14 protein-coding genes are annotated in these 19347 nt (G+C 60.5%); 3 read left to right on the forward strand and 11 right to left on the reverse strand.

The window, feature by feature from the left end; genetic code table 11:
- The first annotated feature begins 3 nt into the window (after positions 1-3).
- Positions 4-975, forward strand: a complete 972-nt coding sequence (locus AC54AF_RS10120; RefSeq protein ID WP_496636436.1) for an ABC transporter permease — start codon at positions 4-6, stop codon at positions 973-975.
- A gap of 51 nt (positions 976-1026) precedes the next feature.
- On the opposite strand, the gene AC54AF_RS10125 is transcribed toward AC54AF_RS10120, so the two are convergent.
- Entirely contained in the window at positions 1027-1983 is a 957-nt protein-coding gene (locus tag AC54AF_RS10125) for an NUDIX domain-containing protein (RefSeq protein ID WP_496636437.1), read from the reverse strand.
- Between the two features lie 85 nt (positions 1984-2068).
- On the opposite strand from AC54AF_RS10125, the gene AC54AF_RS10130 reads away from it, so the two are divergent.
- On the forward strand, positions 2069-2833 hold the full coding sequence (locus AC54AF_RS10130) for a DeoR/GlpR family DNA-binding transcription regulator (protein WP_496636438.1): 765 nt from the start codon (positions 2069-2071) through the stop codon (positions 2831-2833).
- A gap of 36 nt (positions 2834-2869) precedes the next feature.
- Here the strand turns inward: AC54AF_RS10130 and AC54AF_RS10135 are convergent, their stop codons facing one another.
- The 10 genes from AC54AF_RS10135 to puuE form a co-directional block, all read right to left on the reverse strand.
- Entirely contained in the window at positions 2870-3940 is a 1071-nt protein-coding gene (locus AC54AF_RS10135; RefSeq protein ID WP_496636439.1) for a S1/P1 nuclease, read from the reverse strand.
- An 8-nt stretch (positions 3941-3948) separates the two neighbouring features.
- Positions 3949-5178 (reverse strand): phospholipase D-like domain-containing protein, encoded by a 1230-nt coding sequence (locus tag AC54AF_RS10140; protein ID WP_496636440.1) that lies wholly within the window; start codon positions 5176-5178, stop codon positions 3949-3951.
- 18 nt (positions 5179-5196) lie between these two features.
- Complete coding sequence (locus AC54AF_RS10145) at positions 5197-6882, reverse strand: bifunctional metallophosphatase/5'-nucleotidase (RefSeq protein ID WP_496636441.1); 1686 nt, start codon at positions 6880-6882, stop codon at positions 5197-5199.
- A gap of 159 nt (positions 6883-7041) precedes the next feature.
- Positions 7042-9261 carry a TonB-dependent receptor gene (locus AC54AF_RS10150; RefSeq protein ID WP_496636442.1) on the reverse strand — a complete coding sequence of 740 codons (2220 nt, stop codon included), beginning with the start codon at positions 9259-9261 and terminating at the stop codon, positions 7042-7044.
- Between the two features lie 671 nt (positions 9262-9932).
- Positions 9933-11420 carry an adenosine deaminase family protein gene (locus AC54AF_RS10155; protein WP_496636443.1) on the reverse strand — a complete coding sequence of 496 codons (1488 nt, stop codon included), beginning with the start codon at positions 11418-11420 and terminating at the stop codon, positions 9933-9935.
- Between the two features lie 43 nt (positions 11421-11463).
- Complete coding sequence (gene guaD / locus AC54AF_RS10160; RefSeq protein ID WP_496636444.1) at positions 11464-12780, reverse strand: guanine deaminase; 1317 nt, start codon at positions 12778-12780, stop codon at positions 11464-11466.
- A 9-nt stretch (positions 12781-12789) separates the two neighbouring features.
- Entirely contained in the window at positions 12790-13857 is a 1068-nt protein-coding gene (gene xdhC, locus AC54AF_RS10165; protein WP_496636445.1) for a xanthine dehydrogenase accessory protein XdhC, read from the reverse strand.
- Positions 13858-13866: 9 nt separating this feature from the next.
- Positions 13867-16212 (reverse strand): xanthine dehydrogenase molybdopterin binding subunit, encoded by a 2346-nt coding sequence (gene xdhB / locus AC54AF_RS10170; RefSeq protein ID WP_496636446.1) that lies wholly within the window; start codon positions 16210-16212, stop codon positions 13867-13869.
- Between the two features lie 10 nt (positions 16213-16222).
- Positions 16223-17689, reverse strand: coding sequence for a xanthine dehydrogenase small subunit (xdhA, locus tag AC54AF_RS10175; protein WP_496636447.1), 1467 nt, complete (start codon positions 17687-17689; stop codon positions 16223-16225).
- A gap of 99 nt (positions 17690-17788) precedes the next feature.
- The gene (gene puuE, locus AC54AF_RS10180; protein WP_496636448.1) at positions 17789-18742 is read right to left on the reverse strand and encodes an allantoinase PuuE; all 954 of its coding nucleotides are present in this window, start codon (positions 18740-18742) and stop codon (positions 17789-17791) included.
- A 121-nt stretch (positions 18743-18863) separates the two neighbouring features.
- Here puuE and uraH point away from each other — a divergent pair, with 121 nt between their 5' ends.
- Positions 18864-19217 (forward strand): hydroxyisourate hydrolase, encoded by a 354-nt coding sequence (gene uraH, locus AC54AF_RS10185; RefSeq protein WP_035824942.1) that lies wholly within the window; start codon positions 18864-18866, stop codon positions 19215-19217.
- Positions 19218-19347 lie beyond the last annotated feature (130 nt).

Here is a 19347-nt window from a genome sequence, read left to right on the forward strand (position 1 = left end):
ACCATGACACTCGACGACTTTCAATTCGCCAGCATCCTGGTATCGACCGTGCGCAATGCGCCCGTCCTGATCTTTGCCGCCATGGCCGGCCTGTTTGCCGAACGCAGCGGCATGATCGACATCGGCCTGGAAGGCAAGATCCTGGCCAGCGCCTTCGCTTCCGCCGCCGTGGCCTACACGACGCAAAACCCGTATTACGGCATGGCTGCCGGCATGCTCGTGTGCGTCGCCCTGGCCTTGCTGCAGGCATATGTCAGCATCACGCAAAAGGGCAACCAGCTGGTGGCCGGCATGGCGATCAACATCGCCATGAGCGGCTTGACGTTCGTGCTGGCGCAGTTCTTCTTCCAGCAAGGCGGCCGCACGCCCGACCTCGGTTCGGCGCGGCTGTTCGACGTGGTCTTGCCGGGCACGCAGTACGTGGAACACATCCCCTTCATCGGCTGGGTGTATGCCCACCTGATCGGCGGCCATTCCATCCTCGTCTACGTGGCATTCCTGCTGATCCCGCTCGTGCACTGGCTGCTGTACCACACGCGCTTCGGCCTGCGCCTGCGCGCCTGCGGCGAAAACCCGCATGCGGCCGACTCGGCTGGCGTGAGCGTGGAAGCGACGCGCTACCTGGCCATGCTGGTGGCCGGTATCCTGTGCTCGTTCTCGGGTGCGTATCTGGCCATCGTGCAAAGCGGCTTCTTCCTGCGCGACATGTCGGCCGGCGCCGGCTATCTGGCCCTGACGGCCATGGTGTTCGGCAACTGGCGCCCCGTCTACACTTTCCTCGGCTGTTTGATGTTCGGCTTCTTCGCCGCCATCCAGATCCAGATTGAAGGCGTGAACTTGCCGGTCGTGGGCCGCATCCCCGGCTCGCTGATCCAGATGGTGCCCTACGTCGTCACCGTGATCGTGCTGGCGGGCTTGATGGCGAAATCCATCGCACCGAAAGCAATCGGCATTCCATTTGTAAAGTCCCGTTAAGTCTGATTTTGACTTGATGCAAAAAAGCGAAGCCCGCGGGCTTCGCTTTTTTTACGCCTGTGGAATCTCATCCAGCGAACAATACACGGGCAAACCCAGGCTGCGCGCTACATCCACCATCTGGTCCGCTCCGCCAGACGCACCGCCTATCCTCAGCACGGCATCGCAGTGACTGAGCAGGCGCGTCGCATGCGCATGGAACAGTTGCTCATACACGGCATCACCCACCCGGGTGGAACCGGCCAGCGCCAGCATGGGCAAGGCCAGCCATTCACCGAGCACGGGCATGTGTCCCTTGGCATACAGCGGCAGGCAGACGACTTGCATGGCCGCCACATTCGCCGCCATCAGGGCGGGATCGTCGCCCGTGCCGGAGCGGTAGGGGCCGGCAACGAGGATCTGCATGCCCTGATTCACTGGCATCAGCTGCAACTGCGCATGCTGCAGCAGCATGATGGTCTTGCCGTCGCAGATGCGCCCATCGGCCACCATCCGCAGCGCTTGAGTCAGCGGCAACTCCAGCACTTCGATATCCTCGCCCTCATGCGCCAGGCCGCCGCCGTCGCCGATGCGGCTGGCCGGCTCGTATTCGCCGACAAAGAAATGCAGGCGCTCCGTCACGGAACCGGGGCTCATGAAAGCCTGGAATATCTTCTGCACCTGCCCCACCCGGTAACCGGTTTCCTCTTCCACTTCGGCACGGATGCGCTGCTCCGCGCTGGCCTCTTCCAGCAAGCCGGCCGCCGCCTCGATGAGGAAACCATCGTGGCCTTCCCGGTAGGTGGGAAAGCGGAACTGGCGGATCAGGATCACCGTGCGTTTCATTTTGTTGTAGAGCAGGATGGTGGCGCCATCGCCGCGGTCATAGGTTTCCCGCGTCTGCGTCTGCCACCGGCCATCGCGGCGCAGGTAATCGAAGGTGGTCTTTTGCAATAGATACCAGTCGTGCGACAGTGTTTGTACCTGCTGAATACGGACCCGTTCCTGTTTGGTATTTTCTTCGCGCATCGTGTCTCCTTGTGCTTGCGTGGATCGACTTTATCATGCAAACTCGTGCAATATCAAGAAAATACAAGAAACCTCAAGAAAAATCATGCTTTCACACCAACGCAAACAATACCTGCTGGACCTGCTCCAGCGCGAAGGACAGATCGTCGCCAGGGCCGTCAGCGATAGCCTGGGCTTGTCGGAAGACACGATACGCCGCGACCTGCGCGAACTAGCGAAAGAGGGCTTATTGGAGCGCGTGCACGGCGGCGCCCTGCCCTTGCTGCCCCGTTCCCCCGCGCTGGCGCCGTTTGCCGGGCGCGAACAGATCTCCCCCGAAGCCAAGCCCGCCATCGGCCGCGCGGCGGGCGCCATGATACAGACGGGACAAGTGGTGTTCATCGATGGCGGCACGACCGCCGTGCAGCTGGCGCGCCAGCTGCCGCGCGAATTGCGCGCCACTGTCGTCACGCACAGCCCGTCGATAGCCGTCGAACTGGTGAATCACCCATCGATCGAAGTGCTGATGCTGGGCGGGCGCCTGTACAAACACTCGATCGTGGGGGTCGGCGCGGCGACCGTGGAAGCGATCGGCCGCATCCGCGCCGACCTGTATTTCATGGGCGTGTCCAGCCTGCATCCGCAAGCGGGCATCACCACCGGAAACCATGAAGAAGCGTGCGTGAAACGCGCGCTGAGCGAGGCGTCAAGCCGCACCATCGTGCTGGCCTCGCCGGAAAAATTCAATACGGCCTCACCGTTCCAGATCGTGCCCTTGAGCCAGGTCAACGATATCATCGTGCACCGCGACGTGGACGACACCTTGGTCGCCCCCTACCGCGAGATGGGAATTGCCGTCACCCTGGCATGAAAAAAGCGGCCCGCAGGCCGCTTTCAAATGGCATCGCTATTGCGGCCAAATCGATTGCAACACGGCGGCCAGCCGATAACCCGCCTCGATCAGCTGCTGCTTGGCCAGCGCCGAGCTGGGCACCGGATAATCGTCCGGCACCGTCAAGGCCCACACATTGTAGACCTCGCCCTTGCGGCTGGTCTGCTGCGTGGCGGGGCCGGCCACCACGTCCGTGAATGCAATCTTTGACGCCGCCAGCGACGCATCGGCCCACTGATACGGCCAGGTGGCAGGGTCGCCGCTATTGCCGCTCACTTGTGGCTGGCTGGCGATCACGATGCGGGCGAACTGCTGCGGCGTGCGCGTGCTCAGGCGGCGCATGGCGTAGTCGACCACGGTCGTGTCCCAATACGAATGCAGGGGCTTGTTGGGCGACTTCGGATACGCGCTGGCAGGCTTGGCCGCGCCATCCTCGGCGGGTAGCGGCGCGGGAATCACGGCATCCGACAGCGCCGTCATCTTCGCATCGTCGAGCAGCAAGTCGTTGCCGCCGCGCGCATTGAAAATGGCGACGTCATCGATCTGCGCCTGCGTGGCGGGCACGAAGAACTGGCCATCCTTGCCAAGAAACGCATTGCCCACATGCAAAGGCTGGTGGATATCGCCCACCAGGTGCGTGATCAAAATCAAGGCTTCGCGCTGGCTGAAGCCGTGCGGATTGCTGGTCGCATCAGCCTTGCCTTGCAATACCAGGATCGCCTGTTTGAGCGTCTGCACGATATCGTCGTCGGCCGTGCCCACGCCATGGTCATGGTAATGCGCGTTCTGGAATGGCACATTCGTGTAATGGTATTCGCCATGCTTGGGGTTGGCCGCCACATACGTCAGCATTTCCGGAGATTGCGGGCCGCAATACGTGCCCTTCACGCAATCGGGCCAGTTGGCGATCTTTTCCAGGCTTTCGCCGGGCAACAGCAACTTGGCTACCTGCGCCTGCGCCGCGCTACCCTTGAGCAATTGATCGGCGATGGCGCCCACGGCGCGGTGGCCGTCATTGCCCCACGCCAGCACATTACCGGAAGCGAAAGCAGCGCCCAGCGCCAGCACGCAAAGCAATTTTTTCATGTTCACCATTACTCCTTGCCTTGCGGCGCGGCCTTGGCCGGTTTCGGATACTGCTTGTTGATGTCGATGGGCTGCGCATACGCCGAGCTCCACGTCTGCTCATGCAAGGCCGCGATGCGCTGCGCCATCTGTTCGTTGCGCAGCACCACTTCCAGGTTGCGCGACAAGTCGAAATAGCCGCCCGCCCAGTTGCTCGTGCCGACCCAGGCCAGCTTGCCGTCGATGCTCATGGTCTTGCTGTGAATCACGCGTGCAAACGGAATGAAACCGGTCGACGCCGTGGGAATCGTCACGATGCGGATGTCCACGTTCGGCACCAGGGCCAGGCTTTTCAGATAGGCGATGGCGGGCGCTTCCGTGTTCCAGGCGGACACCATCAGCTTGATCTTGACGCCGCGCTGGGCGGCTGTGCGCACGGCATTGTCGATCACGGCGTAGTATGGCCGCGTACGGTTCGGGCCGTAGGACAGCGGTGCGTAATCGAGCAGCTGGATGCGCACTTCGCTTTTCGCTTCCGCCAGCAAGGCGGGCAAGCCCGTTTCCGAGTCGCCCACGCCGGCCGGGTTGTACGCATTCGGGCTGGCCAGCAGGAAGGCGTTTTGCGCGTAGTTGGCCGGCACCACCTTGCTGTTGAGCACCGTGGCGCGGCTGCCTTGCGACGTCAATGCCTGGGCTTGCCAATCCTGCTCGAAGATGGCTTGCACCTGGCTCACCATGGCGGGCTCCGTGATTCTCAAGCCCGTTTCATGGATGTGCTCGAACGAGCGCCAGTCGAAATTCTGGCTGCCGATGTACGCCACTTGGCCATCGACGGCCAGGTATTTCGCATGCACGATGCCATTGCCCGTGATTTTATTGAAATCGATGAGGCGCAAGTCCAGGTTGGGAATGGCCTTGATCCGGGCAATGGTCGCCGCTTCCGACAGGCCCACACCCTTCTGGTCCAGCAGGAAGCGGATTTTCACGCCGCGCTGGCCGGCGGCCGTCAGGCTGGCCAGCACCTTTTCAAAAGCCGTGCCCGGCTTGCTGACGGCATAGAACTGGGCGATGACGATCTCTTTTTTTGCCGAATCGAACAGTTCGCGCCACACGGCGACGGGCTCGCGCAGGTCGGGATTCGTCAAGCTCGTTTCCACGGGCGAGGTATGGACGAGTTCAAAGCCGGGAATGGTGAAATCCGCGTGGGCCGTGCCTGCGAACAGACTGGAGAGAAGCGCGGAAACAAATATACGACGCATGGTTTTTCCTTGTAAAGATTATTTGACGCGCACGATGCGCCCGGCCGCCGTGGCGCTGCCAGCCGGCTTGCCGGCGCGCGCGCGGGCGATCAGGTAATTGCTGAAGGCGTCGATGTCGCGCACGCCCGTGTCCAGGCGGCGCGTGCCAGCCGCCAGCACGGTGAAGCGGTCGCCGCCGCCGGCCAGGAAACTGTTGGCGGCGACTCGGTATTGTTGATTGTCTTCAAGAGCAATGCCATTGAGCATGATGCTGCCCGGCAGCACGCGCTGGCCCTGTGGCCGCGTGCTGTCCCAGCGATAGCTGAAGCCGTCCGATACCTGCAGCAGATTGCTCTCCTCAGCTTCGGCACCCGGCCACTGCTGCTCGAGCAAGGTACGGATTTGCGCGCCGGAAAGACTCACGACGATCAGGGTATTGCCGAACGGCACCACGGCCTGATTCTGGCCCACGTTCGTCATCAGGTCGGCGCCCGCTTCCAGGTCCTTGCGGATGCCGCCATTGTTCATCAGGCCGATTTGCGCACCAAAAGCGCGTGCACCGAACAGGGTGCTGTCGGCCACCAGGTCGCCCAGCGGGGAAGCGCCGCCGCCCTTGGTGCTGCGGCCCACGTTCGGCACGGCGATGCTGGCCACGGGACGCGACAATTCGGCCGCGCTGCGCTGCTTGACCGATTCCAGGTAGGCTGCCACGGCCGGGTCCGGCTCATACCTGCCTGGCAACATGACGACGTTTTGCGCGCTGGCATCGACAACGGCATTCTTGACGGGATCGACCTTGAGCTTGATGCGCGTCAACATGTGTCCGCCCATCTGCGCCTGCGTCACGAGGCGGCCATCGACACGGCACAGATAACCCTGGTGCGAATGGCCGCTGATGACCAGTTGAATGGCCGGGTCGAGGCGCTTCACCACGTCGACCACTTCGCCCTTCAAATGGCTGCAATCGGGCTGGTCGACGGCTTCCTTCGTCTCGCCGCCCTGGTGCAGCAGCACGACGAACACGCCCACGCCTTGCGCGCGCAGTTGCGGCAAGGTGGCGTTGATGGCGTCCGCCTCATCGCCAAACTGCAGGCCGGCAATGCCGGCGGCCGTCACCACGGACGGCGTATCTTTCAGCACGGCGCCGATCAGGCCCACCTTGACGCCATGCGCCTCTTCGATGCGGTAGGCCGGCAGCAGGGACTTGCCCGTCTGCGTATCGATGACATTGGCCGCCATATAGGTGTAGCTGGCGCCCTTGAAGTCGGGCGTGAACTTGCACGCCTTGTCGGCGCGCGAGGAGTCGCAGCCGCCGCGCTGCTGGCGCAGCAATTCCGCCTTGCCCTGGTCAAATTCGTGGTTGCCGACGGAACTGGCCTTCATGCCCAGCATGTTCATGGCGACGATGCTCGGTTCGTCCGCCCACAGCGCCGACATGGCGGGGCTGGCGCCGACCAGGTCGCCATTGCCGACAAAAATCAGCTGCGCGTCTTCGCGCCGCCACGCCGTCAAGGCGCCGGACAAGGTATCGATGCCGCCAGCCTGCACCGTCTTGCGCTCGGCATCGGTGACGCTCGTGTAGGTAAATTTGCTGCGGTCGAGGTTGCCGTGAAAATCGTTCAAGGCAACCAGGTTGATATCGACGGGCGCCACGGGATGGATGGCGCAACCGGACATGGCGGCGGCGATTGCCACCGCGATCAGGGATAGGGGCAGTGTTTTCATAGGCTTCGCAGCATAGCGCAATGGCCGGGATAACGGCATTGCACAAACGGGTTAAACAAGGTCCGGCTGCACAACGCCGGCAGAAAAGAAAAACGGGCCCTGAGGCCCGTTGCAACACATCGCGCGCAGCCTGGCCTGCAGGCTGCGCGTCAGCGTCGATTAGATATCGATCGACAGGGTGACCGATACGAAGCGTGGTGCGCCCAGGTAGTAACGCTGGGTATCAACCGACGTCGTCACGCCAGGAATAGGCTGGGTGTTCTTGACGGTAGTCGAGGACGGATTGCGATACTGCTTGTCCGTGATGTTGCTCAGGTTAAACGTCAGCTTGGGACGCTTGATGTAACCGAAGTTGGCAAAGGTGTAGCCGCCATCGATGCCGAAGGTGGTGTAGCCTGGCGCCGTTTCATCATTGACCATCGATGCTTGTTGCTGGCCGGTGGCGCGCGCTTTCACGCGGGTCCAGAACGAACCATTCTGGTACTCGATCGACAGGCCGGCTTTCTTCTTCGGCGTGTTGATCATTTCCTTGCCGGCAGTCGGCAGGTACACATTCGTCGCGGACAACATGTCGTCCTTGATTTTGCTGTTATTGAAACCCAGCGAACCGTACATTGCCCAGCCATTGATCGGCGTATTGCCGATTTCGAATTCCAGGCCCTTGTTGCTGACGCGGCCCACGTTGGTGTAGCTGCTCGACTGCGTGATTGGATCGAAGGTGGTTGCCTGGCGATCCTTGAAGTCGACGAAGAATGCCGTCACCGAAGCGATGAACTTGTCATCCTGGTGGCGATAGCCGATATCGGTGTTCCACGAAGATTCTTGTTTCACATCACCAACAAAGTTGGCGACGCCATTGACCACTTTGACGCTGGTGCCGATGTTGCCGAACACGAAGTTAGGTGGTGCTTTGACGTTCTTGGCAACCGAAATGAACAGTTGATCGTCGTTGGTGATACGGTAGCGCGCACCCAGTTGCGGCAGCAGGGTGTTGTATTTCTTGATCAGGTTGTACGGTTTGACGTTGTTGTTTTCGTCGCCGTAGTTGGTGAAGTCACGCTTCACGTTCGGGCTGCGCACGCCGATATTGATCTTCAGCTTGTCATCATTCAGGCTGATCGTGTCTTGCAGGAAGAACTGATAGGCGGTCGAAATCGACATCCAGTTACGGCTTTGCGCTGGCGTGCCATCCGGACGCAGGATCTGGCCGTTTTGCAGCCAAGGATCTTGCGAGATACCATCATTGCTCAGTGCCAGCATCGGGCCCGTTTGCTGATGGCGCGCGCGCTCGTACCAGAAGCCACCGAGCACTTCGTGGTTACCCGACGACCAGTTCAGCGACGCCGTCACGCCTGGACGAAAGGTCTTGGTGACGCTGGCGTTGGCGACCAGCACGGTGTCGAGGGTGTCACCGTCGCCGTTCAAGTCCACGGCGCCATTGCGCATGCCAGTGGCTGCACTATAGAAAGCTTTTTCCGACTGGGCGCGCTGTTGCACACCGCCGTTACCGTAGCCGTACCAGATGTATGGCAGTACTTTCAGGTCCAGGTTCTCGTTCAGGCGGAACTTGGCCGTGGCCGATGCGATGGCGTTCTTGAACGGGTTGATGCCCAGCTTGTAGAAGGCCGGCGACTGGGTGCTTTCCTTTTGTTCCACGCCTTTTACTGGCTTCAGATGGCCCTTGAATGTATCGGCGTAGTCAAAATTATAACCATTCTTGTTGATTTCGGCCAAGGTCAGGTTATTGATGTTGTTGTTCATCGCCTCGTTGTACAGCAAGGTGGCGTGAATATAGTTGAAACGATCCCAGTCGTAGTTGATGCCAGCATCGATATGGTCGCGCTTGGCGCCGCCCTTGCCTTTCCATTTGTCGGCTTCAGCATGCGAAGCGGACACGAACATCTTGGTGCGCTTGTCCGAGAACAGGCCGGTGTCAACGCGCACGAAGGTTTTCTTCATGTTCAGTTGACCGAAGGTCTGCATCATGCGCAGGCGGTGCTTGTCTTCCGGATTGCAGGTGTTGATACCAAAGTTGCCGCCGGTCGCGCCCACTTGTGGCGAATCGGCATCGGTCGAACCCTGGGTGACGGTTTGCGAGCAGGTATTTTCCTGGTCGACATATTCTTGTGGGTAGATGGCAAAACTACCGGAGTCATTCACCGGCACGCCATTGATCGTGGCGCCGATCTGGTCGGAGTTAAAGCCGCGCAGTGTCAGGCCGCCGCCGAACAGGCCAGTTGCATCGTAGTTGTAGCTATTAACAGCTGGCAACATCTCCAGGGCTTCGTATGCATTGCCCGTAGGGCGCTGCTTTTCCAGTTCTTCTGCCGTAATCGTGCTGCGTGCTTTTGGCGCATCTTCCGTCACCATCAGGCCCATACCGGTTTTTTTAGCGGTAATGACCACTTTTGCGGCTTCGCCAGCGGTTTGCGCATGCGCAGTAGAGATGCCGAAGCAAGCCAATTGGCATGCCACCGCGATCATACTTAGTCGCAATTTTGGTTGTTGAATGAACTGCATTTAAACCCCCTAGAGTGTGTATAACTTACAAGATTTTGACTTGCTTATATTGTGGTGAAACACGGAAACTATCCAACTAGACACGGCAGTATAAAGATCGAATATGTCAAAACCATTACATGAATATGACCGCAATGTGACAGGAGCCGCTAGACATCCTGAATTGTCACAAAAGCGATAGCAAAAATGACTTATTCAACTCTTCGCCGTCCAACTATGCATTAAGGTATGTAGGCTGACAAATACGTTTTTTTTTAATAATTTATATATAAAAAGTATAAATCACCGCTGGAAGCCGCATTTTTTGTATCAACCGAGCAAGCTCACCTCATCGGGGCGAAATTATAGATGAGCGGCAAGGCTTGGAAATTGTTTCAGAAAATAATTGCAAGAAAGCACTATCAGTGCGTCATTTTGTGTCGTAAAGGCACAACAAAAATGATAAAAAGAGGAATTTGTAACTATGAAGATCAGGAGGTTACGCGACCGCCGGTTGCGGTCGCGTGACAGGCAGGAGAGGTGAAATACTTTTACGGTTTTACAACAGTTGCCTTACGGTCACTATTTGCGATCAAGGCTTCGAAACGGGTAAAGCGGGCATCGAGCGCTTTCAGCAAACGTTGCTTATCCGCTTCGGCCAAAAACGAATAACGCAGGCTGTTGTAGGACAGCTTTTTGATTTCCGCATAATCGGTCTTGTACTGGCTGGCAAACAGCACGTATTCATTCGACAGGGTATTGCGCGAGACGCCCGCGTCATCGGTGGAAATGACGAACGGCACGCCATACTTGCGGTACAGGGTGATCGGATGCGCCTGGCCCTTGATACCAAGAATGTAATCGTTGCTGGTCAGGTTCACTTCCACGGGAATGTTACGTTCGCGCATTTTCTGCATGGTTGCCAGCGCATTGTGCTCGTACGCGATATCCATGCCGTGACCGATACGGTCGGCCCCTGCCACGTCGACGGCTTCGGCGATATGGAAAGCCATGCCTTCCGGCGGCACCATGCCCAGCGCCAGTTCACCCGCGTGCAGGGCGATCTTGACGTTCGGATACTTTGCCTTGAGGAACTTGAACATCTCCATGTGCAGGCTGTAATCGCGCATCGACACGTTCACGCTTTCCTGACCCACGATGTTCACGCCCACCAGCAGCGGATTCAGGCTCGCTGCCTTGAACGCGGCCACCATCGAGGAGAACACTTGCGATGGCGACAGGAAACGCAGCACATACGCCTGGTAACGCATGGTGAAGTTCGCATCGTCGATGCCGGCGCTGCTGGCGTTGACGTTGTCGTTGTAGGCGGTGATGCTTTTCTGGAAGCCGGCATCCTGCTCGAGGCTCTGCGTCCAGTTGGCCAGCACGGCTTGCAACGCTGCCGGCGGCAAGCCCGGCGCCAGCACCTGCTGGTCGAACTGCGCGTTTTGCACGAACGGCGACAGTTCGAAAATCGTCTCGATGTAGCTGAGGTTTTCCGCGATGGCGCGCTGTTTCAGGGTTTTCAAGCCATCGGCCGTGTTCGTCGATGCCACGGGGCCGAAATAGCCGAAGGTATCGAAGAAGGTGCGGTCCGGCGGCGTCTGGATGGCGCCATGGTTGTAGAAATCCTTGGTCGACCAGCGCTGCAGCAATTGCGCATACAGGCCCGCGTCGGCAAACACTTCCGTGGACGACAGACATTCACGCTGCGCGGCCGGCTTGGCGCGCTCGGCCGCCACGACGTCCTTGTTGCTTTCGATGCGGTAGGTTGTCTTGTTGACGCAATAGTTTTCCTTGTCGACCCAGTCGAGGAATTGCTCGGCGTAAATGGCGCCCGAGTAATGGTGATGCAGATCACCGCCCTTGGGCATCATGGAAAAGAACAGGCTCAACTCGGCTGTCTTCGGCTGCGCGCCGGCAAGCAGGGCGGCAAAATGGCGCGCGGTGGCCGCTTCGTTGGAAGTTGGTGCGGCCTGCGCCGTTCCGGTCAATGCCAGCGCGGCGCCAAGCGCCAGGCCAGTGAGTTTCTTGTGCATTCGCGTTCTCGCTCAGGATAATTCGTATGGAACAACGGGTAGGTCAGCCCTGCCCCCGCACATGCACGCATTGCCCGCCCGAATAGGTGGCGGCCACGGCGCGGTCGTCGCCCAGCAGCGCAAAGGCAAACAGCAATTCCTCCAGGCTTAGACAGCCGGCCGTGCGGCGCTCGAGCAGCGGCGTCGATTGCTTGTCGAGCACAATGAAATCCGCTTCCGTGCCTGCCGTGAAATTGCCCAGGGTGCCTTCCAGCTGCATGGCGCGCGCGGCGCCCAGGGTCGCCAGGTAAAACATGCGCAAGGCGGGCAGATAGCTGCCTTTCAAGCGTGCTACTTTATAGGCTTCGTTCATGGTTTGCAACATCGAGAACGAGGTGCCGCCGCCCACGTCGGTGGCCAGCGACAGCAGCACTTTCGCCGCATCGGCCCGCTCGAAATCGAACAGGCCGCTACCGAGGAACAGGTTTGACGTAGGACAAATGGCGGCCGCCGAGGACGTCTCCGCCATGCGCGCGCGATCGCGCTCGTCGAGCCAGATGCAGTGGCCGAACATGGCGCGCGGGCGCAGCATGCCGTACCGGTCGTACACATCGAGGTAGCTGCGCGCCTGCGGATGCAGTTCGCGCACCCAGCGGCACTCATCCGCGTTTTCCGACACGTGCGTCTGCAGATACGTATCCGGATAGGCGCGCGCCAGCTCGCCCGCTAGGTGCATCTGTTCATTCGTCGAGGTGGGCACGAAACGGGGCGTGATCGCATACAGTGAGCGGCCATGCTTGTGCCAGCGCCGGATCAGCTCTTCGCTTTCGCGCGCGCCGGACTCGGCCGTATCGCGCAGGAATTCAGGACAGTTGCGATCCATCATGACCTTGCCCGCCACCATGCGCAAGCCGCGCGCCTCGCTGGCGCCGAAGAAGGCATCCACCGATTGCGGATGCACGCTGCCATACACCATGGCCGTCGTGGTGCCGCAGCGCAGCAGTTCATCGAGGAAAAACTCGGCGACATTGCGCGCATGCACAGGGTCTTCAAATGCGCGCTCGGTGGGGAAGGTATACGTCTCCAGCCACGGCAGCAAACCGGGTGCGGGCGAGGCGATCATTTCCGTCTGCGGGAAATGCAGATGCGTGTCGATAAAACCGGGCACGATCAGCTTGCCGCGATAATCGACGATCTGCGTGCCGGGCGGCAAAGTCGCTTGCAGCTGCGCGTAATCGCCGGCCGCCACAACCTTGCCGTCGGCCACGATCAGCAAGCCGTCCACATGCCAGGCATGCGCCTCGTCGGTGAAAGCGGGATCGGCGTGGAAGTGCAGCAAGCTGGCACGGTAAGCTTGCAATGTGGCAGGAACTATCGGCATGACTTCTTTCTATATCGGGTGAATGGCGGCGCGTGGTTCGCGGCGCGGTGGCGCGCCGGCAGAGGCCAGCCGCAGCGGTGCGGCCAGGGCGGCTGCGGCCGCTTCCTCCCACACCATGAGTAATTGGCAGGCAACGGAGGCGGCGATCACGGCCGGGGCCTTGTTGCGGATGCCTGGCATGCCGATCGGGCACACCATGGCGGCAATGCGCTCGTCCGGCACGCCGCGCGCCTGCAGGCGGTGCTCGAACTGCTTGCGTTTCGTGTGTGAACCGATCAAGCCGAACCAGCCCGCATCCTCGCGCTCCATGATGGCTTGCGTCAAGCGTTGATCGAGCGCATGGCTATGCGTCATGACGAGAAAACTGCCGCCCGGCAGCGCCGTGGCGACGAATTCCTCGGGCGTATCGGTGGCGGCGATGCGCACATTATCGGGTAGTTGCGCTGGAAACATGTCTTCGCGCTCATCGACCCAGGTGATAGTGCAGGGTAAATCGGCCAGCGCGCGCACGATGGCGGCGCCCACGTGGCCGGCGCCGAACAAGGTCAGATGGGCGCGCGGCGCCAGGCTGGGGTCGACCAGCCAGCGCCGCCCCCTGCCATCCTGAGCGACATGGGTACTGCGTTCGCGCGCGAACGTATCGGGCACCTGCTCGCCAGTGCCGGCGATCAGGCGACCGGCCGCATCGAACAGCGCCGAGGCGGGTTCACCGTCGAGCGCCGTCAAACGCCAACTGTCCTGCTGGTGGCGTTCGCGCAAGGCGGCCAGCAATGCTTTCAGGCCGGCATCGACATATTCAAAAGCCAGGTGGACGACGCCGCCGCAGCATTGCCCGAGGCTGGGACCGAGCGCAAAACGCTCGAGCCGCGCATGCGTGTCTGTTGTCGCCAGCATGGTCTTGGCGATTTCCACGGCGCGCAATTCCAGGTGGCCGCCACCGATGGTATCCACCTGGCCATCGAGCGTGACGCGCATCTTCGCGCCCGCCTCGCGCGGTCCGGAACCTTCCACCAGGGCCACCGTCACCAGTACGGATGCCTGCGTGTCATTCTCGATTGCTGTCAGCCAGTCGCTCATCCTCTGCTCCTATGCGCTAGCGCAAACCGCTTGCACGGCCATGACCGCCTTGAGGATTTCCTCGCTGGTGGCGGGGGCATTCAGCGGTGGTTGCGCGGCGTGATTGCCCACGCTGGAAATGGCGTCGCGGATGGCAAAGAACACGGAAAACGGCAACAGCAGCGGCGGCTCGCCCACGGCTTTGGAACGGTGAATGCTGTCTTCCACATTGCGGTTCTGGAACAGTTTCACACGGAAATCTTCCGGGCAATCGGAAATGCCGGGAATTTTATACGTCGACGGCGCGTGCGTCATCAGCTTGCCCGCCGCATTCCACCACAGCTGCTCCGTCGTCAGCCAGCCCATGCCCTGGATAAATGCGCCTTCCACTTGACCCAGATCAATCGCGGGATTGAGCGACTGGCCCGCATCGTACAAGGCGTCCGCGCGCAGCAACTTCCATTCGCCCGTCAAAGTATCGACCACCACTTCGGCCACGGCCGCGCCATACGCATAGTAGGAAAATGGATGGCCCGTCATCGTCTTCGCATCCCACGACAGGCCAGGCGTGGCATAAAAGCCGTCCGACCATAGTTGTACGCGCGCCAGATACGCCTTCTGCACCAGCTCGGCAAACGCGACGACATGGCCATTCACATGGACGTGGTTATCGAAGAAGCGCACAGCAGCAACGTCGCCGCCATACAGTTTGACCGCGTAATCGGCCAGGCGTTCACGGATCTGGCGCGCCGCGTCCTGCGCCGCCTTGCCGTTCAGGTCGGCACCTGTAGAGGCGGCCGTGGCCGACGTGTTCGCCACCTTGCTGGTATCGGTGGCCGTGGCCCGCACGCGCTCCAGGTCCAGCCCCAGCTCGTGCGCCACCACCTGCATCACCTTGGTATTGATGCCCTGCCCCATTTCCGTGCCGCCATGGTTGACCAGCACGGAGCCATCCACGTACACGTGCACGAGCGCACCAGCCTGGTTCAGATGCGTGACGTTGAAGGCGATGCCGAATTTCAGCGGCGTAAACGCGAGGCCCTTCTTCAAAACAGGGCTGGCCTCGTTGTAGGCGTCGATGGCACGGCGGCGCGCGCGGTAATCGCTGCTCTCTTCCAGTTCGGCAACGAGTTCATGGATGACGTTATCGACGATTTTTTGCCCATACGGCGTGACATTACGTCCTTCCACATCGTTGCGGCCATAGAAATTGAGCAGGCGGATATCGAGCGCATCGCGTTGCAAGTGGCGGGCGATTTCATCGATCACGTACTCGATGGCGATGGCGCCCTGCGGCCCGCCAAAGCCGCGGAAAGCCGTGTTCGACTGCGTATTCGTCTTGCCGCAGGCGGCGCGGATATCCACGTCGGACAGGTAATAGGTGTTGTCGAAGTGGCAGACGGCGCGCGTGGCGACGGGGCCGGACAGGTCGGCCGAGTAACCGGCGCGCGTGGTCATGTCGACCCTGGCGGCCAGGATTTTTCCTTCGTCGTCGTAGCCGACTGCGTATTCATAATAAAAACAGTGGCGCTTGCCCGTCACCAGCATGTCGTCGTCGCGGTCGGCGCGCAGTTTCACGGGACGCTTCAGCTTGGCCGCCGCAATCGATGCGGCCGCAGCCCACAGGGCCGACTGCGATTCCTTGCCGCCAAAACCGCCGCCCATGCGCCGGCATTCGACGGTGATGTTGTGCGAATGCACGCCCAGCGCATGCGCCACCACGTGCTGCATCTCGCTCGGATGCTGGGTAGAACACAGCACCAGCATGCCCTGCGCTTCCTTCGGGATGGCGTAGGAAATCTGCCCTTCCAGATAAAACTGTTCCTGTCCGCCCACATACAGCTGGCCCTTGACCACGTGCGGCGCGCCCTCGAACGCGGCCTGGTAGTTGCCGCGCGTCAGCTGCATCGGCGGCAGCACATACGACTGTGCCGCCTTGGCCGCCTGCGGCGTCATGATCGCGGGCAATTCCTCGTACGACACCTGCGCCAGGCGCGCGGCGCGGCGCGCGTGATCGTGCGTGTCGGCCACCACGATGAAGATGGGCTGGCCCACGTATTGCACCAGCTCCGCAGCCAGGATGGGATCGTCATGGATGATGGGGCCACAATCATTCGTGCCGGGAATGTCGTGCGCCGTGTAGACGGCGACGACACCGTTCGCACCGCGCACGGTCGACAAGTCCATGGCCGTGATGCGCGCATGCGGCTTTTGCGACAGGCCCAGTGCCGCGTGCAAGGTACCCTGCAATTCGGCGATATCGTCCGTGTACGTGGCTTGCCCCAGCACATGCAATTGCGCCGATTCATGGGGGCTGGGCTTGCCCACGGCAGCCCAGGCGGCCGCTTGCAATTCGGGCGTGGCAGGATGGTTCATGCTGGTCCTTTCAGGCGCGGCAAGCGTAGGCGTTGACGGCAGTGCGTTGCAAAGGCGCACCGGAGCGTGTTTCCAGCCAGAATCGGCGTAGTAAATTTTGCGCCGTCGTCATGCGGTAGGTAGTCGAGGCGCGCATGTCCGACAGGGGCGCGTAATCGTCGGCCAGCAAGCGCATGGCGATGACGAGATTGTCTTCCGTCCACGCCTGCCCGCGCAAAAAAGCCTCCGTTTGCGCGGCCCGTTGCGGCGTGGCCGCCATGCCGCCAAAGGCGATACGCGCATCGGCGATCACATCACCATCCAGACGGAAGGCAAACGCGGCGCACACGGCCGAAATATCCTGGTCGAAGCGCTTGGCCAGCTTATACGTGCGGAAATGCACATCGGCACGCGGCATGGGCACGCGCACGGCTTCGACGAATTCGCCTGGCTGCAGATCTTTCTTTTGGTAAGCCAGATAGAAGTTTTCCAGCGGCATGATCCGCTGGCCGACGGGGCCGCGCAGCACGATCTCGCTGCCCAGCGCAATCAGCCACGGCATCGAGTCACCGATGGGCGAACCATTGGCCACATTGCCGCCCAGGGTACCCGCATTGCGGATCGGCAAGGAAGCAAAGCGCTGCCACAATTCCGACAATTCCTGCGGATAATACTCGCACAGCGCCGCATAGGCATCGTTCAGGCTGGCGCCGGCGCCGATGTGCAGCTTGTCATCGTCCACGGCGATGGTTTTCAGCGCAGCGACGTTACCGAGATAAATAATGTCGCCCAGGTCGCGCAATTGCTTGGTCACCCACAAGCCCACATCGGTGGAGCCGGCCAGCAGGCAGGCTTGCGGCTTTGCCCCGCGCAGCGCCACCAGTTCGTCGATGCTGCGCGGTGCGTGGAAGTATTGGCCGCCATGTTCATAGGTGCTCACGCTGCCGCGCTGCAGCCCCTGCAATTGCTGCGCCAGGGCATCGCGGTCAAATGTCACATGCGGTAACTCGCCCATGCGCCTGGCCGCGTCGATGATGGGCCGGTAACCCGTACAGCGACACAGATTGCCAGACAGGTTGTCGTCGATTTCACAGCGCGTGGGCGTCTCGCCGTTTTTCGCTAGATACATGCCCCACAGCGACATGACAAAGCCGGGCGTGCAAAAGCCGCACTGGGAACCATGGCATTCGACCATCGCCTGCTGCACCGGGTGCAAGGCGCCATCGGGTTGCTGCAAGTCTTCCACGGAAAACAGGGCCTTGCCATCGAGGGTGGGCGTGAGCTGGATGCAGGCGTTGACGGCCTTCATCTCGACCTGGCCATTCACCAGGCTGCCGATGACGACGGTGCAGGCGCCGCAATCGCCTTCGGCGCAGCCCTCCTTGGTACCCGTGCAATGCAAATCCTCGCGCAGATGCTGCAACACAGTCTGCGTAGGGGCGGCGTTGCGTACTTCCTGTACGGCACCACGATAATAAAAGCGGATCGGTTCTGACATGCTGGCCTCGGTATAGTCCCAGTATAGGAGATTAACACCGGCATAGGGGACAACTATATGCAAAGACTGATTTTACTTATCACCCAATATCAATACCCATCAGACAGTGCAAGGATGCGTCGCATGCCAGTGTTCGGCAATATCGATGCGGCGCGTAATCCACACCTGCTCGTGGCGCTGCACATAGTCGAGGAAGCGCGCCAGCGCTGCGGCCCGTCCCGGACGCCCTACCAGGCGGCAATGCAAGCCCACCGACAGCATCTTCGGCTGGTTCAAGCCGTTCGGATCGCCTTCCGCATACAGCACATCGAAGGCATCCTTCAGATAATCAAAAAACTGTGTGCCCGAGTTAAAGCCCTGCATGGCGGCAAAGCGCATGTCGTTCGTGTCCAGGGTGTAGGGCACGATCAACTGCGGCTGCACGGCCGGCATGCCGGCGGCATCCGTGTACGCTACTTTCTCCCAGAATGGCAGATCATCGCCGTAATAATCGGCGTCGTAGCGAAAACCGCCATGCTCGACCACCAGTTTGCGCGTATTCGGAGAATCGCGCCCCGTGTACCAACCTTGCGGGGCGGAACCTGTCAATTCGCGGATGATCTGCACGGCTTCGCGCATATGCTCGCGTTCCGTCGCTTCGTCCATGTTTTGATAGGAAATCCAGCGCAAGCCATGACAGGCGATTTCATGCCCCAGTTGCTGGAACGCGGCGACCGCCTCCGGATTGCGCTTCAAGGCCATCGATACGCCAAACACCGTCAGCGGCAGGCGCCGTTCCTCGAACATGCGCAGCAGGCGCCATAATCCGGCACGCGAGCCGTATTCATAAATCGACTCCATGCTCAGGTGGCGCGCAGGAAAAGCGGCCGCACCGATCATTTCCGATAGAAACGTTTCCGAAGCGGGATCGCCATGCAGCACGCTGTTTTCCGCCCCTTCCTCGTAATTGAGGACGAATTGCAGGGCGATGCGGGCCTTGCCCGGCCATTGCGGATGGGGTGGCGTGCGGCCATAGCCGATCAAGTCGCGTGGATAATGTTCATAATTGTTCATGCGGAGGCGCGCCTATAGGAGGACAATGTTGGCTATATGCCCAATCATATAGCCAGGCGCAGTCACCGGTATATGATTTGCACGATAGGCACATTCACTCACCCTATATACAGGATAGCAAATGGGAAAACTCAGCACGCATGTACTCGATATCGCCCACGGCAGGCCGGGAGCCGGCGTCAAGGTAGCCCTGTTTTCAGTCGCGCCGGAAGGCAAGGTGTTATTGAAGATGGATATGACGAACAGCGACGGCCGCTGCAGCACGCCCTTGCTGGAAGGCGACAGCATGAAAGCGGGTCAGTATGAGCTGGTGTTCAATGCAGGCGACTATTTCGCCGCCCAGGGGGTGGAATTGCCCTCGCCCCGCTTCATCGACCTGGTCACCCTGGCCTTCGGCATCGCGCATACGGATGAGAACTACCACGTGCCACTGGTGGTGTCGCCGTGGTCGTACTCGACTTATCGAGGGAGTTAGGCGACGTTAGGCGACCAAGGCAGCGCACAGGCTGCCTTTTTTACGCCTGCATACGTGGGCAGACAAACCACCAGGCGAAAAAAAACCCCACCATTGCTGGCGGGGTTTTTCTCTTACTGCGAATAACAAG

It is taken from the genome of Janthinobacterium sp. JF4 (assembly GCF_059617925.1).